This window comes from Nitratireductor sp. PBL-C9 (genome assembly GCF_050877045.1).
In the GTDB taxonomy this organism is placed as follows: Bacteria; Pseudomonadota; Alphaproteobacteria; order Rhizobiales; family Rhizobiaceae; genus Nitratireductor; species Nitratireductor aquimarinus.
In genome coordinates this window covers 325,212-343,263 of record NZ_JBPAXW010000003.1, presented here as the reverse complement: position 1 = coordinate 343,263, position 18,052 = coordinate 325,212, and the positions used below count along the sequence as shown (strand labels likewise).

At 62.4% G+C, this 18,052-nt stretch carries 13 protein-coding genes; 5 read left to right on the top strand and 8 right to left on the bottom strand.

The features are described from left to right. Window positions 1-389: 389 nt before the first annotated feature. Window positions 390-848 (top strand): Hsp20 family protein, encoded by a 459-nt coding sequence (locus ACRTG1_RS09155; protein ID WP_206544192.1) that lies wholly within the window; start codon window positions 390-392, stop codon window positions 846-848. Between the two features lie 92 nt (window positions 849-940). Here ACRTG1_RS09155 and ACRTG1_RS09150 read toward each other — a convergent pair whose 3' ends face one another. From ACRTG1_RS09150 to ACRTG1_RS09130, 5 genes are all read right to left on the bottom strand, one after another. After that, window positions 941-1,489, bottom strand: coding sequence for a DoxX family protein (locus ACRTG1_RS09150; protein ID WP_432516209.1), 549 nt, complete (start codon window positions 1,487-1,489; stop codon window positions 941-943). Window positions 1,490-1,503: 14 nt separating this feature from the next. Beyond that, complete coding sequence (locus ACRTG1_RS09145; protein WP_432516124.1) at window positions 1,504-2,328, bottom strand: HvfC/BufC N-terminal domain-containing protein; 825 nt, start codon at window positions 2,326-2,328, stop codon at window positions 1,504-1,506. Then, entirely contained in the window at window positions 2,312-3,256 is a 945-nt protein-coding gene (bufB, locus tag ACRTG1_RS09140; RefSeq protein ID WP_432516123.1) for an MNIO family bufferin maturase, read from the bottom strand. The genes ACRTG1_RS09145 and bufB overlap by 17 nt, the downstream gene beginning before the upstream one ends. 48 nt (window positions 3,257-3,304) lie before the next feature. Further along, entirely contained in the window at window positions 3,305-3,610 is a 306-nt protein-coding gene (locus tag ACRTG1_RS09135; protein WP_113152937.1) for a BufA1 family periplasmic bufferin-type metallophore, read from the bottom strand. A 168-nt stretch (window positions 3,611-3,778) separates the two neighbouring features. Further along, a complete protein-coding gene (locus tag ACRTG1_RS09130) occupies window positions 3,779-4,831 on the bottom strand; it encodes a threonine aldolase family protein (protein WP_432516122.1) in 1,053 nt (350 codons plus the stop codon). Between the two features lie 541 nt (window positions 4,832-5,372). Between ACRTG1_RS09130 and gltB the strand changes: the two genes are divergently transcribed. The 3 genes from gltB to ACRTG1_RS09115 all read left to right on the top strand — a co-directional run bounded on the left by gltB (window position 5,373) and on the right by ACRTG1_RS09115 (window position 12,298). Further along, a complete protein-coding gene (gene gltB, locus ACRTG1_RS09125) occupies window positions 5,373-10,106 on the top strand; it encodes a glutamate synthase large subunit (protein ID WP_113152935.1) in 4,734 nt (1,577 codons plus the stop codon). A 26-nt stretch (window positions 10,107-10,132) separates the two neighbouring features. Beyond that, a complete protein-coding gene (locus tag ACRTG1_RS09120) occupies window positions 10,133-10,723 on the top strand; it encodes a glutathione S-transferase family protein (RefSeq protein WP_317088827.1) in 591 nt (196 codons plus the stop codon). Between the two features lie 120 nt (window positions 10,724-10,843). Beyond that, the gene (locus ACRTG1_RS09115) at window positions 10,844-12,298 is read left to right on the top strand and encodes a glutamate synthase subunit beta (RefSeq protein WP_206553722.1); all 1,455 of its coding nucleotides are present in this window, start codon (window positions 10,844-10,846) and stop codon (window positions 12,296-12,298) included. A 343-nt stretch (window positions 12,299-12,641) separates the two neighbouring features. Here ACRTG1_RS09115 and ACRTG1_RS09110 read toward each other — a convergent pair whose 3' ends face one another. Together ACRTG1_RS09110 and ACRTG1_RS09105 are read right to left on the bottom strand one after the other, a co-directional pair. Continuing rightward, window positions 12,642-13,886, bottom strand: a complete 1,245-nt coding sequence (locus ACRTG1_RS09110; RefSeq protein ID WP_432516121.1) for an SGNH/GDSL hydrolase family protein — start codon at window positions 13,884-13,886, stop codon at window positions 12,642-12,644. A gap of 36 nt (window positions 13,887-13,922) precedes the next feature. Next, window positions 13,923-15,149: a lytic murein transglycosylase gene (locus tag ACRTG1_RS09105; protein ID WP_113152931.1), complete on the bottom strand. Its 1,227-nt coding sequence runs from the start codon at window positions 15,147-15,149 to the stop codon at window positions 13,923-13,925. 198 nt (window positions 15,150-15,347) lie between these two features. On the opposite strand from ACRTG1_RS09105, the gene galU reads away from it, so the two are divergent. Then, entirely contained in the window at window positions 15,348-16,220 is an 873-nt protein-coding gene (galU, locus tag ACRTG1_RS09100; RefSeq protein WP_432516120.1) for a UTP--glucose-1-phosphate uridylyltransferase GalU, read from the top strand. A gap of 110 nt (window positions 16,221-16,330) precedes the next feature. Here the strand turns inward: galU and ACRTG1_RS09095 are convergent, their stop codons facing one another. Beyond that, a complete protein-coding gene (locus tag ACRTG1_RS09095; protein WP_432516119.1) occupies window positions 16,331-17,938 on the bottom strand; it encodes an outer membrane beta-barrel protein in 1,608 nt (535 codons plus the stop codon). Between the last annotated feature and the right edge of the window lie 114 nt (window positions 17,939-18,052).

Genomic DNA, 18,052 nt, shown 5'->3' with positions numbered 1-18,052 from the left:
GATATTCCTAAGAAGGAATAGAGCCGGGATGCGTGAATGGCAAGAAACAGAACGGTTGCGACTGAAACTGAAAGCCGGAAGTGGCCTGAACCACTTCCGGCATTCCGCACCGGCTGGAAGGGACGTTACATCCGGTACGTTCCGCAGGGCAGCGTCATAAGTCCGCCGCCGATCCATTGCGCTAACGCTAGCAGCGTGAAGCTGAACGGTATCCGAGCGGCCCGTTCATCCGCCGTTCATCTGAAATCGACGGGCTCTTGAACCCGATTTTTGGGGTTCCCATATATCTTCTGCGGCCGCCAGAACGGGGTCGCTGGCCAGCGGGAAACGCCCGAAGCGGGTTTCCGAAAATGGCCATAACGCAATGTTGCTCAACTGGAGAACAGACCATGCGTCACGTTGATTTTTCGCCTCTCTATCGTTCCACCGTCGGCTTCGACCGGCTCTTTGGCATGCTCGATACGCTGGCCCAGCCCGAGGGCGGCCAGACCTATCCGCCCTACAATATCGAGCGCACGGGCGATGATTCCTACCGCATCTCGATGGCTGTCGCCGGCTTTGGCGATGAGGACATCTCCATTGAGGCCCATCGCAATGTGCTCACCGTCAAGGGTGAGAAGAACGCCGAGCAGAAAAGCGAAGGCGAACTGCTTTATCGCGGCATCGCCGCACGCAGCTTCGAGCGCCGCTTCCAGCTCGCCGACCACGTCGAAGTGACGGGCGCCAACCTTGAAAACGGGCTCCTTCACATCGATCTCACGCGCAACATCCCCGAGGAGATGAAGCCGCGCCGTATTCCCATCGCTTCGGCGAAGGAAACGAAGGAGATCGAGGCCAGGACCCACTAAGGCTTCGGCCTGAGGGAATCCCCGATTTGCTAGAAGCAGACGGATAAGAGTTTGAATGATGGCGGCGCCCGTGTGGCGCCGCTTTTGTGTTTTCAGGCAGTGCTCGCGCTTTTGCGGCCAAGAAGGGCATCCAGCGAGATGCGTCCCGCACCCTTCACCACAAGATAAAGCAGCAGAAACACCCAGAGCGTCCGCTGGTCCCAGATCAGCCCGTCGGAGAAGCGGTCGAACCACGCGCCTGCGGTCTCCGCGCCCACCTTGTGTACGGCAATGTCCACATAGGACTGCACCAGCACGAAACCGATCATGCCGAGTGCGGCAATCCGGGTGAAAAGACCGATCACGATCAGGAGCGGAAGGACAAACTCCGCATAGGTGCCGGCCCAGACGATTGCGCCCCATGGGATGAAGGGCACGGCTGAAACATCGCCGCCCGCAGCCTCCACCGCCGGCAGCGCGATCTGGTAATAGGCCCCGTCTGCGACGCTGAAGAAGCCGAGCAGGCCTTCGCCCACCTTCGTGCGGGCCGAATTCAGGAAGTAGAAATAGAGAACGGCGAAGAAGGCGAAGCGCGCGGCAAGGCCCGGAAACCAGCCATCGAGCATCCGCTCAAGGGTGGAGAAAACGCGCGCATGAAGCATCTGGATTGCGTGGATCACGGGCTTTCATCCTTGTTCTGACTGTCATTGCCTGCCTGGCATGTCTCGAATGCGCCGCTTTCGAGCATCAGGGCGATGGCGGCGGAAAGATCGAAGCCGGGATCGGCTTCAAGCGCCGCCCCGGCCGCCTGTTGCAGCGCTGCGCCATTGGCGAGCGCCTTCAGAAAGGCGAATTGGCCCCGGTCGAGCTCGCGCACCTGCACATCAAGTGCGGGCCGGGTCACCAGCGCTGCCTCGGCAATGCCCGCGTCGATGCGATCAGGCATCGGCCCGGTGCGGTGCGCCGTGGAGATCGTATGCACCGCATAGTCCGAACGCGTGAGATGCATGGCCGGGTGCGGCGTGAAACGGGCTGTTGCCAGCGCTTCCGGCGGCAGGGCTGCGAGATCGGCGGGCGCAAGTGGTGTGCGGTCGGCTGCGTGAAAGGCGTCAAGCCAGGCGCGTTCCAGCCGGGCCACGTCGGGCAGATATTTCAGATGCCGTATCGGCTCGAACCCGGCCAGAAAATCGCCGAACCCGTGCCCGTATTCGAAGACGAGGCGTGAGCGCGGTGGATGCACGCGCAGAAACTCCCGCGCGATCATGCGGAAATTCTCATCCCCCAGGATCATGGCGACCGCCGGAAAGATTTCTGAAAGCGCGGTTACGAGACTATGGGTGACATTGTTGCGATAGACGTTGAAGCGCTTGATCGCCGCCTTGCCATGCGGGCCGCTCACGCCCTGCGGCGTGGCGCGATCCGGGTTGAGCAGAACGGCGCCAAAGGCGTCGTCATAGGGCTGCGCCGGGTCCTGTCTCATGGCGTCAGGAATGGAGCGCATGGCGTTTTTCTTCCGGCTCGAGGGTGCGATGACGGTCTAGAATGCGTTCAGCCGCCGCCGCCTCGGATTGGAGGATCGGCCAGTCGGGAATGTCCGCATCCCATTCGATCAGCGTGTCGACGGGGCCGCATGCGGCGATCACCGTTTCATAAAGGCTCCACACCGGGTCGGCGACCGGTCGGTCATGGCTGTCGATCAGCAGCGGCGCACCCTCGTCGTCTTCCTGTTCGTCATGGCCGGCAAGGTGGATTTCTCCCACATGCGCCAGCGGGAAATCGGCGAGATACTCCGTGGCGCTGAAGCCGTGATTGGTCGCAGAAACGAACACATTGTTGATGTCGAGCAGCAGGCCGCAGCCCGTGCGCTTCACGATTTCACGCAGGAAATCCGTTTCCCGCCATTCGGATTCGGAGAAAAGGACGTAGGTGGACGGGTTTTCCAAAAACATCGGCCTGCCGATGGCTTCCTGCACCTGATCGATGTGCTCGCACACCCGTGCAAGCGTCTCATCGGTGTAGGGCAGGGGCAGGAGGTCGTTGAAAAACACATCGTCATGGGTCGACCAAGCCAGGTGCTCCGACACTTTGAAGGGTTCGTAGCGCTCCACCAGCCCGGCAAAGCGTTGAAGATGTTCGGGGTCGAGCGGGTCGAGGCCGCCAATCGACATGCACACGCCGTGTAACGAGACGGGCAGCATGTTGCGGATTGCGGTCAGCGCGGCGTGCGGCGGGCCGCCCGCGCCCATATAGTTTTCTGCGTGTACTTCCACGAAACCCACTGACGCAGGGTTTTCAGCGATTGCGTCGAAATGCTGCGGCTTGAAACTCGCACCGGCCCGGCCAGCGGGGGCACCAGTGGGGGCATCAGCGGGGTGAAATGCCGGAAAGCGGCTCTGGATGGCGGAAAGGGGTTTTGCTTCGCGTGCCATGAGGTCGCCTCCCGGCATTTGGTGTCAGGTCAGATCATGCTGGCTGGATCAGGAGGGCATGTCGCGCTCAAGCGGCTCAAGCGAACCCATGCGCTCGCCGGGCAGTTCCATCGTGGCGCAGGTGCCTGCATCGACATATTTCCAGGCATTGCCCTGGTAATCGACCTTGGAGGTGCCGGCGCAGGTGGTGCCGGGCCCGGCCGCGCAATCGTTCTTGCCGGCCATGGACACGCCATAGCACTTTTCTTTTTCCTGGGCCTGGGCGGCCGTGGTGGTGGCCAGCGTGCCGACCGAAAGGGCGGCTGCGACCGTTCCGGCGATATAGGCAGCGGTGAGTGCGGTTTTGGTGGACATGAATGATCTCCTCTCGGGTCCTGTCGAAACCGGGGTTCCGTCCCGGCAGGACCCGTTTTTTCAGAGGGATCGTTCACTTGGAAATCAAGCGCGCGCGAGCCGGCATCACTTGCGTGTGAGGCTTTGTTTATCGCGAAGGTTGTTGTCGTGCCGCGCGCGCCGTGTTGCTCAGGCCTTCAATGCTTCCGCGCACCTCTGGATGTCGGCGGCCTCGGTGGCGAAACTTGTCACGAAACGATAGAGCGTGTTGCCCGCCGTCATTTCGCCTGCGAATGAGAGCGGTGGCTTCCACGGATAGAACTGCGCGCCAGCGGCCTGAAGCGCCTGGGCCTTCTCATCCTTCATGAGCGCAAACACCTCGTTGGCCTGCGGCTGCCAGGCAAGGCGTGCCCCATCGGCATTGGAGATCGCGGTTGCGAGCTCTGCTGCCATCGCGTTGGCGTGGCGCGCATTCTTCAGCCAGAGGTCGTCACGGAAATAGGCCTCGAACTGCGCCGCGATGAAACGCGACTTGGAGAAGAGCTGTGCGGCGCGCTTGCGCAGGAAGTGCATCTGGCCGATCTTCGCCGGATCGAACACGATGATCGCTTCCGCGCACCAGCAGCCATTCTTCGTGCCGCCGAAGGAGGCAATCTCCACGCCGCGCTTCCAGGTCATCTCGGCCGGCGTCGTGTCCAGCGACACGAGCGCATTTGCGAAACGCGCGCCGTCCAGATGCAGCGGAATGCCCGCTTCGCGGCAGATGCCGGCGATCTCTTCGATCTGTTCGAGTGAATAGAGTGTGCCGATCTCGGTCGCCTGGGTGATCGAGGCGGCCATGGGCTGCCCGGCATGCACGAACTGGGCCGGGTGTTCGCGGATCGCCGCGTCGAGCGCGTTCGGGTCCATGCGGCCAAGCTGACCCGCCACGCCCTTCAGGCGCGCACCGCCGGTCAGATATTCCGGTGCGCCACCCTCATCATCGATGGCGTGCGCTTCCGAATGGCAGAAGGCGACCCCGCCGGGTTTCGAGGCCCAGGTGAGCGACAGGCTGTTTGCCGCCGTTCCCGTTCCGACGAAAAACACCGCCACCTCGCGTTCGAAGATGTCGCTGAACATCTTCTCCACCCGTTTGTCCAGCTCGCTGGTTCCATAGGCCGGCGCAAAGCCGCCTGCATTGGTGACGAGCGCTTCGGCGATTTGCGGGTGGGCGCCGGCCCAGTTGTCGGAGGCGAAATTCATGCGGCAGATCTCTCTTTTGACCCCAAAATAAGCAGTGGCGGCGGGAGATTGCGCGCTTCGATGCTCCGGTTCAAGCCCTTCGGATGAGATGTTGCGGTGATTTTTGCGCCTGACAGGATATTCTGCGGCGGTTTATCAAAATGTCATCAATACTTGCAGTTTAGGTATTTTATTTCGTGTTTTGCGCAAAAAATTTGCATTTCCGTCTTGTCTGGTGTTGGTATTTCTGGCATTTCAGCGAATAAGACAGCAGTGCTGTCCTATTGTTGTGCAGTTCGGTTGCCAGCGCCTCAGCGTGGCTTTTGCGCTCGTGATAGTGTTGCGAACGACCGGTGCAACAAAGGCGGTCCGGCAATGACCGGAGCACAGGCAGGGATGCCCGCCCAAGAACAAGAACACGCGCCGGAGCATATCGGTAGCGTTGCTCCGGCTTCTAAATGGAAATGCCGTGCATACACCCCGGAAGGCCGCAAGGGCTTTCTGGCGACTGAACGACCGCCCAGGGAGGCTTGCCCCGGGCTCTAGAATGTGAGGATTTGCGATGACGGAAATGACGCCCTCTTTTTCGACCGGGTTCGGGCCGGCCAACGAGGCCGAAACGGCCGCCGTCAAACGCACCGTGAAGATGTCCGCGCCGGGCGTGCCCGCTGCGCAGGGGCTTTACGATCCCCGCAATGAGCGCGATGCCTGCGGCGTCGGCTTCGTCGCGCATATGAAGGGCAGTCGCTCGCATGATATCGTGCGCGATGGCCTGGCCATGCTCGAAAACCTGACCCATCGCGGCGCGGTGGGTGCTGATCCGCTGGTCGGCGATGGCGCGGGCATGCTGATGCAGATCCCCGACCGCCTCTATCGGGAGGAATGGGCGGAGCGCGGCGTCGAACTGCCGGAGCCCGGCCATTATGGCGTCGGTCACTTCTTCATGCCGCGCGATGCGGAGCTGCGCAAACAGATCTACGACATCATCGCCGATGTGGTGCGCTCGGAAGGCCAGGAGCTGATCGGCTTCCGTGATGTGCCGGTCGACAATGCCTGTCTTTCCAAGGCGCCCGACATTGCCGCTTCCGAGCCCGTCCACCGCCAGATTTTCGTCAGCCGTGGCGCGGGCATTCATGACGAGGAGGATTTCGAGCGTCGTCTCTATATTCTGCGCAAGGTCATTTCGGGCCGCGTGCGCGAGGAGCTCGAGGGCGGCATCAAAGGTTTCTACACCGTGTCGCTGTCGGCGCGCACCATTGTCTACAAGGGCATGTTCCTCGCCTATCAGCTCGGCGCTTATTACAGCGACCTGAAAGACCCGCGTTTTGAAACGGCGCTGGCGCTCGTTCACCAGCGCTTTTCGACCAACACGTTCCCCTCCTGGGAACTCGCGCACCCCTATCGCATGGTCGCCCACAATGGCGAGATCAACACGGTGCGTGGCAACGTTAACTGGATGGCCGCGCGTCAGGCCTCGGTGGATTCGGAGCTGTTCGGCAACGACATTTCCAAGCTCTGGCCCATTTCCTATGAGGGCCAGTCCGACACGGCCTGCTTCGACAACGCGCTCGAATTCCTGTTCCAGGGCGGTTATTCGCTCGTTCATTCGATGATGATGCTGATCCCGGAAGCCTGGGCCGGCAACCGTCTGATGAGCGACGAGCGCAAGGCGTTCTACGAATACCACGCCGCGTTAATGGAGCCGTGGGATGGCCCGGCTGCCGTGGCCTTTACCGACGGCATTCAGATCGGCGCAACGCTTGACCGCAACGGCCTTCGCCCGGCCCGCTATGTGGTCACGGATGACGACCGCGTCATCATGGCTTCGGAAGCCGGCGCGCTCGTGGTTCCCGAAGACAAGATCGTCAGCAAGTGGCGTCTCCAGCCCGGCCGCATGCTTCTGATCGACATGAAGGAAGGCCGCATCATTTCCGACGAGGATGTGAAGGCGGCCATCGCCACCAGGCATCCTTTCAAGAAGTGGCTCGACAACACCCAGCTCATCCTCGAAGACCTGAAGCCGGTCGAACCGCGCGCCCTGCGCAAGGATGTGGCCCAGCTCGATCTCCAGCAGGCTTTTGGCTACACGCAGGAAGACACGAAGATGCTGATGGCGCCCATGGCCACGACCGGGCAGGAAGGCATCGGCTCCATGGGCACCGACACGCCGATCTCGGCCATGTCCGACAAGCCCAAGCTGCTCTACACCTATTTCAAGCAGAACTTTGCGCAGGTCACCAACCCGCCGATCGATCCGATCCGCGAAGAACTGGTGATGAGCCTTGTCTCCTTCATCGGCCCGCGCCCCAACATTTTCGATCTGGTCGGCTCTTCGCGCCGCAAGCGGCTTGAGGTGCGCCAGCCCATCCTCACCAATGGCGATCTGGAGAAGATCCGCTCCATCGGCCACACCGAGGACCGGTTCGACACCAAGACCATCGACGTCACCTATGCGGCGGGCGAGGGTGCTGCCGGCATGCGCGGCGCGCTGGAGCGCGTGTGCGACCGCGCCGAGGCTGCGGTTGCCGGCGGCTACAACATCATCATCCTGTCCGACCGCCAGATCGGCCCGGACCGCATCGCCATCCCGATGCTTCTGGCAACGGCCGCCGTTCACCACCACCTGATCCGCAAGGGTCTGCGCACGGCGGTTGGCCTCGTGGTCGAATCCGGCGAGCCGCGCGAAGTGCACCACTTCTGCTGCCTGGCGGGCTACGGCGCGGAGGCGATCAACCCCTACCTCGCCTTCGACACGCTTCTGTCCATGCACAAGGCCGGCGATTTCCCGCCGGAGGTCGACACGCAGGAGGTGGTTCAGCGCTACATCAAGGCCATCGGCAAGGGCATCCTCAAGGTGATGTCCAAGATGGGCATCTCCACCTACCAGTCCTATTGCGGTGCGCAGATCTTTGACGCCGTGGGTCTGGAAAGCGACTTCATCGAGCACTTCTTCACCAACACCGCCACCACCATCGAAGGTGTCGGTCTGGACGAGATTTCCGCCGAGACGGTCGGCCGCCATGCCGCCGCCTTCGGCGCGGACCCGGTGCTGAAGAGCGCGCTGGAAGTGGGCGGTGAATACAATTTCCGCATGCGCGGCGAATCCCACATCTGGTCGCCCGACGCCGTCGCCTCCCTGCAGCATGCCGTGCGCGGCAAGTCCTGGGAGACCTATCGTGAGTTTGCGAAAATGGTCGACGGGCAGGCAGCCGACGCCAAGTCCATTCGCGGCCTGTTCGCTGTCAGGAAGGCCAAGGATACAGGCCGCAAGCCGGTCTCGCTGGATGAGGTCGAGCCCGCAGCCGAAATCGTCAAGCGGTTCTCCACCGGTGCCATGTCCTTCGGCTCCATCAGCCGCGAGGCGCACACCACGCTGGCGCGCGCCATGAACGCGCTGGGCGGCAAGTCGAACACGGGCGAGGGCGGCGAGGAGCCTGATCGCTATCTGCCGATGCCCGACGGTTCGATGAACCCGGAGCGCTCCTCCATCAAGCAGATCGCCAGCGGCCGTTTCGGCGTCACCACCGAATATCTCGTCAATTCCGACATGATGCAGATCAAGGTGGCGCAGGGCGCAAAGCCGGGCGAGGGCGGTCAGCTTCCCGGCCACAAGGTCGACGCCACCATCGCCAAGGTGCGCCACTCCACGCCGGGCGTCGGCCTCATTTCGCCGCCGCCACACCACGACATCTATTCCATTGAGGATCTGGCGCAGCTCATCTTCGACCTGAAGAACGTCAATCCGGATGCGGATGTGTCCGTCAAGCTCGTCTCCGAGGTTGGCGTGGGCACGGTGGCTGCCGGCGTCGCCAAGGCGCGCGCCGACCACATCACCATTTCCGGCTATGATGGCGGCACCGGCGCTTCGCCGCTCACTTCCATCAAGCATGCGGGCAGCCCGTGGGAGATGGGCCTCGCCGAAACGCACCAGACCCTGGTGCTGAACGGTCTGCGCTCGCGCGTCGCGCTGCAGGTCGATGGCGGGCTGAAGACCGGTCGCGATGTCATCATCGGCGCGCTGCTGGGCGCCGACGAATATGGCTTCTCCACCGCACCGCTGATCGCCGCCGGCTGCATCATGATGCGCAAGTGCCACCTGAACACCTGCCCCGTTGGCGTCGCCACGCAGGACCCGGTTCTGCGCAAGCGCTTCAAGGGCACGCCCGAGCATGTGATCAACTACTTCTTCTACGTCGCGGAAGAGGTGCGCCAGTATCTCGCCGAGATGGGCTACACGAAGCTCGACGATATCGTCGGCCAGTCCGACCTTCTCGAAAAGGATGGCATGATCGCGCACTGGAAGGCGCGTGGCCTCGATTTCACGAAGATCTTCTACAAGCCCGATGCCCCGCGCGAGGCGATCCACTGGACCGAGCGTCAGGAGCATCCCATCGATGATGTGCTCGACCGCAAGCTCATCGAGGCGGCAAGGCCGGCCCTTGAAAACCGTGAGCCCGTGTCGCTCGACTTCCCGATCTGCAACACCGACCGGTCGGCCGGCGCGATGCTGTCGGGCGCGGTCGCCAAGCGCTACGGCCACAAGGGCCTGAAGGAAAACACCATCGACGTGCGCCTCACGGGCACGGCCGGTCAGTCCTTCGGCGCGTTTCTGGCGCGCGGCGTCTCGTTCAGGCTTGAGGGCGACGCCAACGATTATGTCGGCAAGGGCCTTTCCGGCGGCCGCATCGTCATCCGCCCGACGGACGATTCCCGCATTGTCGCGGAAGACTCCATCATTGTCGGCAACACGGTGCTTTACGGCGCAACCGAGGGTGAATGCTATTTCCGCGGCGTTGCGGGCGAGCGTTTTGCCGTGCGCAATTCGGGCGCGGTCGCCGTTGTCGAGGGCGTCGGCGATCATGGCTGCGAGTACATGACGGGCGGCGTGGTGGTCGTGCTCGGTCAGACGGGCCGCAACTTCGCGGCCGGCATGTCCGGCGGCGTTGCCTATGTGCTGGATGAGGCGGGCGACTTCGCCGAGCGCTGCAACATGGCCATGGTCGAGCTGGAGCCGGTGCCGGAGGAGGACGACATCCTCGAAAAGCTGCACCACCATGGCGGCGACCTCATGCACAAGGGCCGTGTCGACGTTACCGGCGACATGACCCGGCATGATGAAGAGCGTCTGGCGCAGCTTATCTCCAACCATCTCCACTACACGGGCTCCGAGCGGGCGCGCGCCATTCTGGATCATTGGGCGGAATACCGTCCCAAATTCCGCAAGGTGATGCCGGTCGAGTACCGCCGTGCACTGGAAGAAATGGAGCGCATGAAGCTCGGTCTGGCGGCGGAATAGCCGTGGGTTCTGGAGATCTGTTGCTCATGGATGTTTTTGGTGACCGGAATTCGGGCAATTGCCTGAAGGTCAGATACACGGCGGACCATCTCGGTCTGCCCTATCGCTGGCATGAGCTCGACCTCATGGCTGGCGAGAGCCGCACGGACGCGTTTCTCGCCATGTCGCCCTTTGGGCAGGTGCCGGTCGTGCGGTTCGATGACGGGCGCACGCTTGGCCAGTCGGGCGCAATCATCCGCTATCTGGCGCGCGGTTCGGCGCTTTTGCCCGAAGACGCGTTTGCCCAGGCGGAAATCGATCAGTGGATGTTCTGGGAGCAGAACTTCCATGAGCCCAATGTGGCCGGTGCGCGCTTTCAGGTGTTCTACCGCAAGGAGCCGGTTGAAGCGCGCGATCCGTTGAAGGTGGAGCGGGGCGAGGCTGCGCTCGATTTCATGGACGAGACGCTGAAGACGCGCGATTTCTTTGTCGGTGACGGGCTCACCATCGCCGATATCGCGCTCCTCGGCTACACGCGGCTTGCCCCCCAGGGGGGCTTTGAACTCGACGGGCGCAGGGCGCTCACCCGCTGGATTGCACGGTGCGAGGATGTTCTCGGACTTCCGGCACTTCACTAGATCGCCATGCGTCCACCGGGGCGCACAATGGACGATCTGAATTATTGATGGGGCATCGGAACAACCGGAAAACGGTATCCGCTTTTCGGTCTGAAGCTCTAAAATAACGGGGTTTACTCGATGGGTAAGGTTACAGGTTTTCTCGAAATCGACCGTCAGGTGCACAAGTACCAGCCGGCGTCCGACCGCATTCGTCATTTCCGCGAATTCACGCTGCCCATGTCGGACAGGGAAGTCGAGAAACAGGCCGCGCGCTGCATGGATTGCGGCATTCCCTATTGCCACGGCCCGACAGGCTGTCCGGTCCACAACCAGATCCCTGACTGGAACGACCTCGTCTATAATGGTGACTGGGAGGAGGCGATCCGCAATCTGCACTCCACCAACAACTTCCCGGAGTGGACTGGCCGCATTTGCCCTGCACCCTGCGAGGAAGCCTGCACGCTCAATCTCGAAGATATTCCCGTCGCCATCAAGACGGTCGAACAGGCCATTGCCGACAAGGCCTATGAGGCGGGTTTCGTGCGGCCCTATCCGGCCGACCACACGACCGGCAAGAAGGTCGCCATCATCGGCTCCGGCCCGGCCGGCATGGCTGCCGCCCAGCAGCTCGGGCGTGCCGGTCATCAGGTCCATGTCTATGAGCGCGAAAGCAGGCCCGGCGGCCTGATGCGCTACGGCATTCCCGATTTCAAGATCGAAAAACACTATATCGACCGCCGCATCGAGCAGATGCAGGGCGAAGGCGTGACCTTCCATTGCGGTGTCAATGTCGGCGTGGACAAGCCGGTGGAAGAGCTTCTGGCCGAGCACGACGCCGTTCTCTACTGCGGTGGCTCGGAGCGCCCGCGCCCGGCTGGTATCCCCGGCGGCGAATTCCACGGCGTTCATGACGCCATGCCCTATCTGGTTCAGCAGAACCGGCGTGTGGGCGGTGAGGATATTCAGTCCGTCGCATGGGCGGCGGAGCCCATCCTTGCCGGCGGCAAGCATGTGGTTGTCGTTGGTGGTGGTGACACCGCATCGGATTGCGTCGGCACGGCCTTCCGTCAGGGCGCGGTGCGCGTCACCCAGCTCGACATCCGCCCGCGTCCGCCGGAGAAGGAAGACAAGCTTGCCGTCTGGCCCTATTGGGCGACGAAGATGCGCACCTCCTCTTCACAGGCCGAAGGCGCCGATCGTGAATTCCAGGTGGCGACGCTTGAATTCGTTGGTGAGGATGGCGTTCTGACCGGTGTGAAATGCTGTCAGGTGGACGAGAAGCGCAAGCCCGTTCCGGGCACGGAATTCGTCATTCGCGCAGATCTCGCCTTCATCGCCATCGGCTTTTCCGGCCCGCTGGAAACAGGCGTTCTGTCCGAGTTTGGCGACCGGCTGAAAACCGATATCGACCGCCGCAACTCTGTGAACGTCAATGCTGACGACCGTGAGTATCGCACCACCATCGACCGTCTGTTTGCAGCGGGCGATGCGCGGCGTGGTCAGTCTCTGGTGGTCTGGGCGATCCGCGAGGGGCGTCAGGCCGCCCACGCGATTGACACGTTCCTCATGGGCAGTTCTGTCCTGCCGCGCTAGGGCGCCGTGCGTCCATTTAGACGCACAAAGGACGCTCCAGGTGGATGACGGCTTCCTTCTCCCCGCTAGAGGGGAGCCAGATGGATGACGGCCCCCTTCTCCCCGCTAGCGGGGAGAAGGTCCCGGCAGGGGGATGAGGGGCTGACGCGGCGCAAGAAAATCTCGCCATATTGTGGGGTTGGCAGAACCTGGCGCTCGCCCCTCATCCTCACCTTCTCCCCGCGCACGGGGAGAAGGGGGCCTCGAAGTCGGTGCCCCATCGCGTCATTCCACGCATTATGCGGGCGTCAGGTGATCCCGCCTGCCTGCAGTGATCTGCGAGCCCGAAGAGGTCTGGATGAAATCAGGGCGTCGCCGTGGCTTCTGGCTGCTGCGGCGTTTTCTTTTCTGCCACTGGTGCGACCGGACGTAACGAGAAATTGTCGGCGCGGCCGGGCTGACTTGATGTGGCGCTGTCGATGTCCGCTTCGTCACTGCGCTCCTGTCGCCCGATTGGTTCCACCACCGCGCCCATCAGCTCCAGCCCGCCATCGAGCGCCGGGTCAGACAGCGAGATCGGCACGGTCCGGTCGACAGGCGTGGGCTCTTCGGGGAATAGCACCAGGTTTGGAAGGTTCTCGATCCCGACCTCGCCGATATCGGGCGAAATGGCTTCGCCGAGCAGCTTGTTCAGCGGTTTCTCCACATAGAACGCCACCTTGCGCTTGCCGGAACGCGTGAGATTGATGCCGTCGCTGCCGCGCAGCCGCACCGGCTGCCCGTTCATGTCCGGCCCGGTAAAGATGAAGGCTCCATTCTCATCCACGAAACCGTCCCAGATGTCGACGAATGTGCCGTCAATGCTTTCGACTGTGGTCTTGTAGATGTCGTTGAAGGCCAGCATGTCGGACGACATGGTCGATGATTTGAAGGCCGGTAAGCCGCTCCACACGAGCGGGATCTGCTTTTCTTCGATGGAGGCTGCGAAGGTTTTGACGCGGTCGGTGTATTCGGCGAGCCAGGGCTCCGACCGCGGGGCCTCGCGCTGACCGTCGATGCGCAGTTGCTGCCGGTCGTTGGAGCCGATCATCACGACCACGACGGTCGGGGAAACCTCTTCCAGAATGCCCGAAATCTCGGCATTCCAGTCATAATAGTCGTCGCGCACAAAGCCGGACGAACCGTTGCTGCGATTGATCACGCGCACACCGGGGGATTCTGCATATGCGTCGCTCAGGCCCTCGGCGAGCCCTCCGGCCATGAAGTCGCCAACGACCAGCACCGTGCGTGCATTCTCAAGCTTCTCCACTTCCGGCGGCGGTGGAGGCGTCGTTGGCTGGCGGGGTGCGGCGCGTGTTGTCGAGCGGCTGGGGCTTCGCGTGGCCGGCTGGTTGCGGCGCTGGCTGGGTTGCCGCACCGCAGGGCGCTCGGGCTCGCGTTGGCGCGCCCGCCCGCCGAACAGGAAATCCAGAAGGCCGCGACTTCTCTCCTGGGCCCCGGCAGGCGAGGGCGTGGAGAGGATAACGGGCAGGGCGAGGCTTAACGAGATGATGGCAATGACGAAGCGTTTGTCGCCTTCTCGTCCTGCCTCTGCCCTGTCCGTTTTCATGTCCTGTTTCCCCTGTCTCCGGTCAATTGTCTCCGGTCAGTTCCCGCGCAGGCGGCGGAGCACTTCCTTGCCCGGATGACCGTCTTCCTGCATTCCGTTGCGGGACTGGAAGGCGCGGATCGCGGCGCGCGAGCCGGAGCCGATCTTGCCATCGATGGGGCCGTCATAATAGCCAAGCGCACCAAGGCGGCGCTGCAGCTCTTCCGTCTCGTTGTAGCTGAGACGTTCGAAGGGACGATTCCAGTCACGCACGAGGCCGCCATAGCCGGCGATTTCGTCGGCAAGAAGGCCCACGGCAAGTGCGTATTTGTCCGAATTGTTGTAGCGCTTGATGACCTGGAAATTCTTGGTCACGAGGAAGGCGGGGCCTGCGCGACCGTCCGGGACCTTCAGCTCGGCGCTGTCGTTCGGACGCGGGAAAGGCTTGCCATTGGCGCGCACGACGCCAATGGAAGCCCAGCGGGCAAGCGACATGTTGCCGCCCGGGAACTTGCGTCCGCCTGGCAGCGCAGCCGTTTCATAGCCCCAGGTTTCGCCGGTGCGCCAGCCATTGCGGCGCAGCAGGTTTGCTGCGGTGGCAAGGGCGTCCGGGATCGAGGTCCAGATGTCGCGGCGGCCATTGCCGTCCATGTCGACCGCATAGGCCTGATAGCTGGTGGGGATGAACTGCGTGTGGCCCATCGCGCCGGCCCAGGAGCCGGTCAGGTGGCCAACATCAATGTCGCCGCTCTGCAGGATCTTGAGCGCGGCGATGAGCTGCTGACGGGCAAATTTGGCGCGGCGCTTGTCGGCATAGGCGAGCGTGGCCAGCGAACGCGGCACGCTGCGCATGACGCGTTCGTTCTTCAGCACTTCGCCATAGTTCGATTCGATCGACCAGATGGCGAGCAGCACATAGCGGCTGACGCCGTACTGGCTTTCGATGCGGTCGAGCCAGGGTTTCCACTGGCGGGCGAGCTGCTGACCGCGCTGGATGGCGTCGGCCTGAACGCGGTTGTCGAAATATTCCCACGCCTCGGCGCGGAATTCGGGCTGGTAGCGGGCTTTCTCCAGCACCTCCGGATCGGGGGCGGTGATGCCGCGAAAGGCGCGGTCATAGGTGGCGCCGGAAACGCCGTTCTTGATCGCAACAGCACGAAACTGCTGGACCCAGCGCTGGAAGCCGGCATCGGCGCTGGCCGGCTGGAGGGTTACGGTAAATGCGAGCACGAAAGAAGCGATCAACGTCGCGACGAGGTTTCGTGGGGGCAAGCGGAACAACATCACGATCTCCGTTACAGGTAGTCCAGCCTTTCCATGGCAGGTCCCGGTTAGAAAAACGTTTACCATGCTGTTAATGTCCGTGATCGGGTTCTCCGGAACTTGTCACGATATACGCGCATTCATTCAGGAAACATCAATCCGGCGTTGCTAAGGCAGCGCCAAACGCCTTCATTTCAACCTTTCGGGGATAGATTTCTGATGACGAAACTTCGCAAAGCGGTATTTCCTGTCGCTGGTCTGGGAACGCGTTTTCTTCCGGCCACCAAGGCAATCCCCAAGGAAATGCTGACTGTCGTCGATAAGCCCGTGATCCAGTATGTCGTCGATGAGGCCCGCGAAGCCGGCATTGAGCACTTCATTTTCGTGACCGGGCGCAACAAGGCGGTCATTGAAGATCACTTCGACATTCAGGTCGAATTGTACGACACACTGGAGCGGCGCGGCAAGAACGAGGTTCTCGACCGCCTGCACAGCATGCAGCCGCTGCCCGGCCAGACCAGCTTCACCCGTCAGCAGGAGCCGCTGGGCCTTGGCCACGCCGTCTGGTGTGCGCGCGAACTGGTGGGCAATGAGCCCTTCGCGCTTCTTCTGCCCGACATGATCATGCAGTCGCCCAGGGGCTGCCTGTCGCAGATGGTGGAACTCTTTGAAAAGACGGACGGAAACGTTGTCTCCGTCGAAGAGTGCGAGCCCTCGCAGACCCACAAATACGGCATCGTCGGTCGCGGCGATACGGTTGCCGGCGGGTTCGAAATCAACGCCATGGTGGAGAAGCCGGAGCCCGAGGATGCGCCGTCGAACTTCTACATTAATGGCCGTTACATCCTGCGACCGGAGATCTTTGACCTTCTCGCCGAGCAGGAACGCGGCGCGGGTGGCGAGATCCAGTTGACCGACGCCATGCTGAAACTTCTGAAGAATCAGCCCTTCCACGGTTTCCCCTTCACGGGCCGCACATTTGACTGCGGTTCGCCGGAAGGTTTCGTGGAAGCGAACCTCGCTTTCGCGCTGGAACGCCCCGATCTGCGCGAGCATGTGCTGCGCGTCGTGGAGGCCTCCGGCCGCGTCTGACGCAATTTTGAAAAACGCCGTCATTTTCTCCGAAATGGCGGCGTTTTGTCTTTTTTGCGGAAATTCCGCACCGAATTCCTAAAAACTGATTTTCCAGGCCGCGCAGCGGTCTAGCGCTGCATGCGCACGCCCAGGAACACGCTGCTTGCGTCATACTCCCGGCTGGGGACGCTGCTGGTGCGTTTCTCGTAACGCGCCCGACCGGTGAGACCGAGTGTGCGGTTGAGCCACCAGGTCATGCCGGCTTCGCCGTTCATGGTCAGGTCGTGCCCGCCATTTTCATAGTCGCGCCAGGAAAGTCCGGCGGCGGCTTCGGCCGTCAGATTGGCGCGGATCTGGCGTTCCACCCGAAGAGTTCCCGAGTGAAGAATCGAGCCGCTGTCACCGGGATCGGTGGTGCCTTCAATCGTGGTCGAGGCGTCGAGGCGCACATCGGTGCCGCGCTGCGGCGACCAGTTGAGCGCGGCGGCAAGCGCAAGGCCTGAAACCGTGTTAAGGCGGTCGTCGTCGATGTCTTCTGCGACCCAGCCTATGGAGGCTTCGCCCGACAGTTTTTCCTCAATGTCGACCATGACGCCGGCGCGGGCTGCGAAGCGTGTGGCCGAACGCTCATAGCCGGCGCTGTCTCTCTCTTCATCGTAGAAGCGACGACCGACCTCGCCTTCGATGAAGGGGGCAAGGGCGGGCGAGATGGCATAGCCGGTGCGCAGGCGCAGCGTGGCCAGCGTCGAGTTGCGCTCTTTCTGCGAAAGCGTGCTGCCATCGATGAGCGTGGCGTCGCCATAATGCTCGCGCGTCAGCGAGCCGGTGGCGCTCAGTCGCAGCTTGCCGAGATCCTTGGAGAGCCCGAGGCTGCCGTCGATGATGTGCCGGATTGGCCGGTCTTCGACCCCGACGATGACGACGGGGGAGGAGGCGGATTCCGGGCTGACCGTGTAACCGAGGCTTGCAAGCGCCGTATAGTCGCCCGCCAGATCGAAACGCAGCGCGCCATCGATGCCGCCTTCGATGTCCGAGACCGCTTCGCCCGAAACGGATTTGCGGTAGATGCCGTAAGCGTCGATGGTGGCTGCGTGGCGCGACCAGTCGGACACGGCGTTGAGCCTGAGCGTGGTCTCCGAGATCGCCGCCTCGCCGCTGCCGGGGCTGGAATCGGCATTCGTGGTCCAGGTTACGCCCTGTTCGAGCGTGGGGGTGACGGTGAACGTGCCGACGCGCAGGCCGAGCGGTGCATAGGGATTTTCTTCCGAAGCCTGAAAATTGCTCTCGATGGCGCCGACGCGGGGGTTGAGGGCATCCGTGCTGTCAGCCCGGTCGACGCCGTCAGTCTCGTCCAGATCGCCTTCGGGAATGCCATTGGTGACGACACCGTCAAGCGGCGTCTGGCTGGCCTGCGCGGGAACGTTGCGCGCCTCGCGGGCGCGCTCGCGCGCGATGGCGGTCGATGGTGTGCGGCTGGAACGGCTGTTGCTGGTTTCGGCTGGCGCTTCCGCAGAAGCCGGATCGCCCGAGGGGCTCGGCGTTACGGGTTCATAGCGCGGGGCGGGCAGGCCCGTTTCCGCACCAGCGCCACTCTGTATGGAAGAGGTGATGTCTGTTTCGGAAACGAGCCCGCGCAGACCACTGACTTCCTGCGCCGTAGCGACGCCGTAGACACATGCTGAAAGACTGAGACCCAGCGCAGTGGATCTGCGCCATATGCGCGTATTCCAACCCACTCTGAAACCGGGAGAAGACATTCAGATCCAGACTATAAAGACGCGCCACAATTGTACTTACCCAGCAGTAAATCATCGTGGTTAACAAAACCTTGTGTGCGGACGTCTACGACT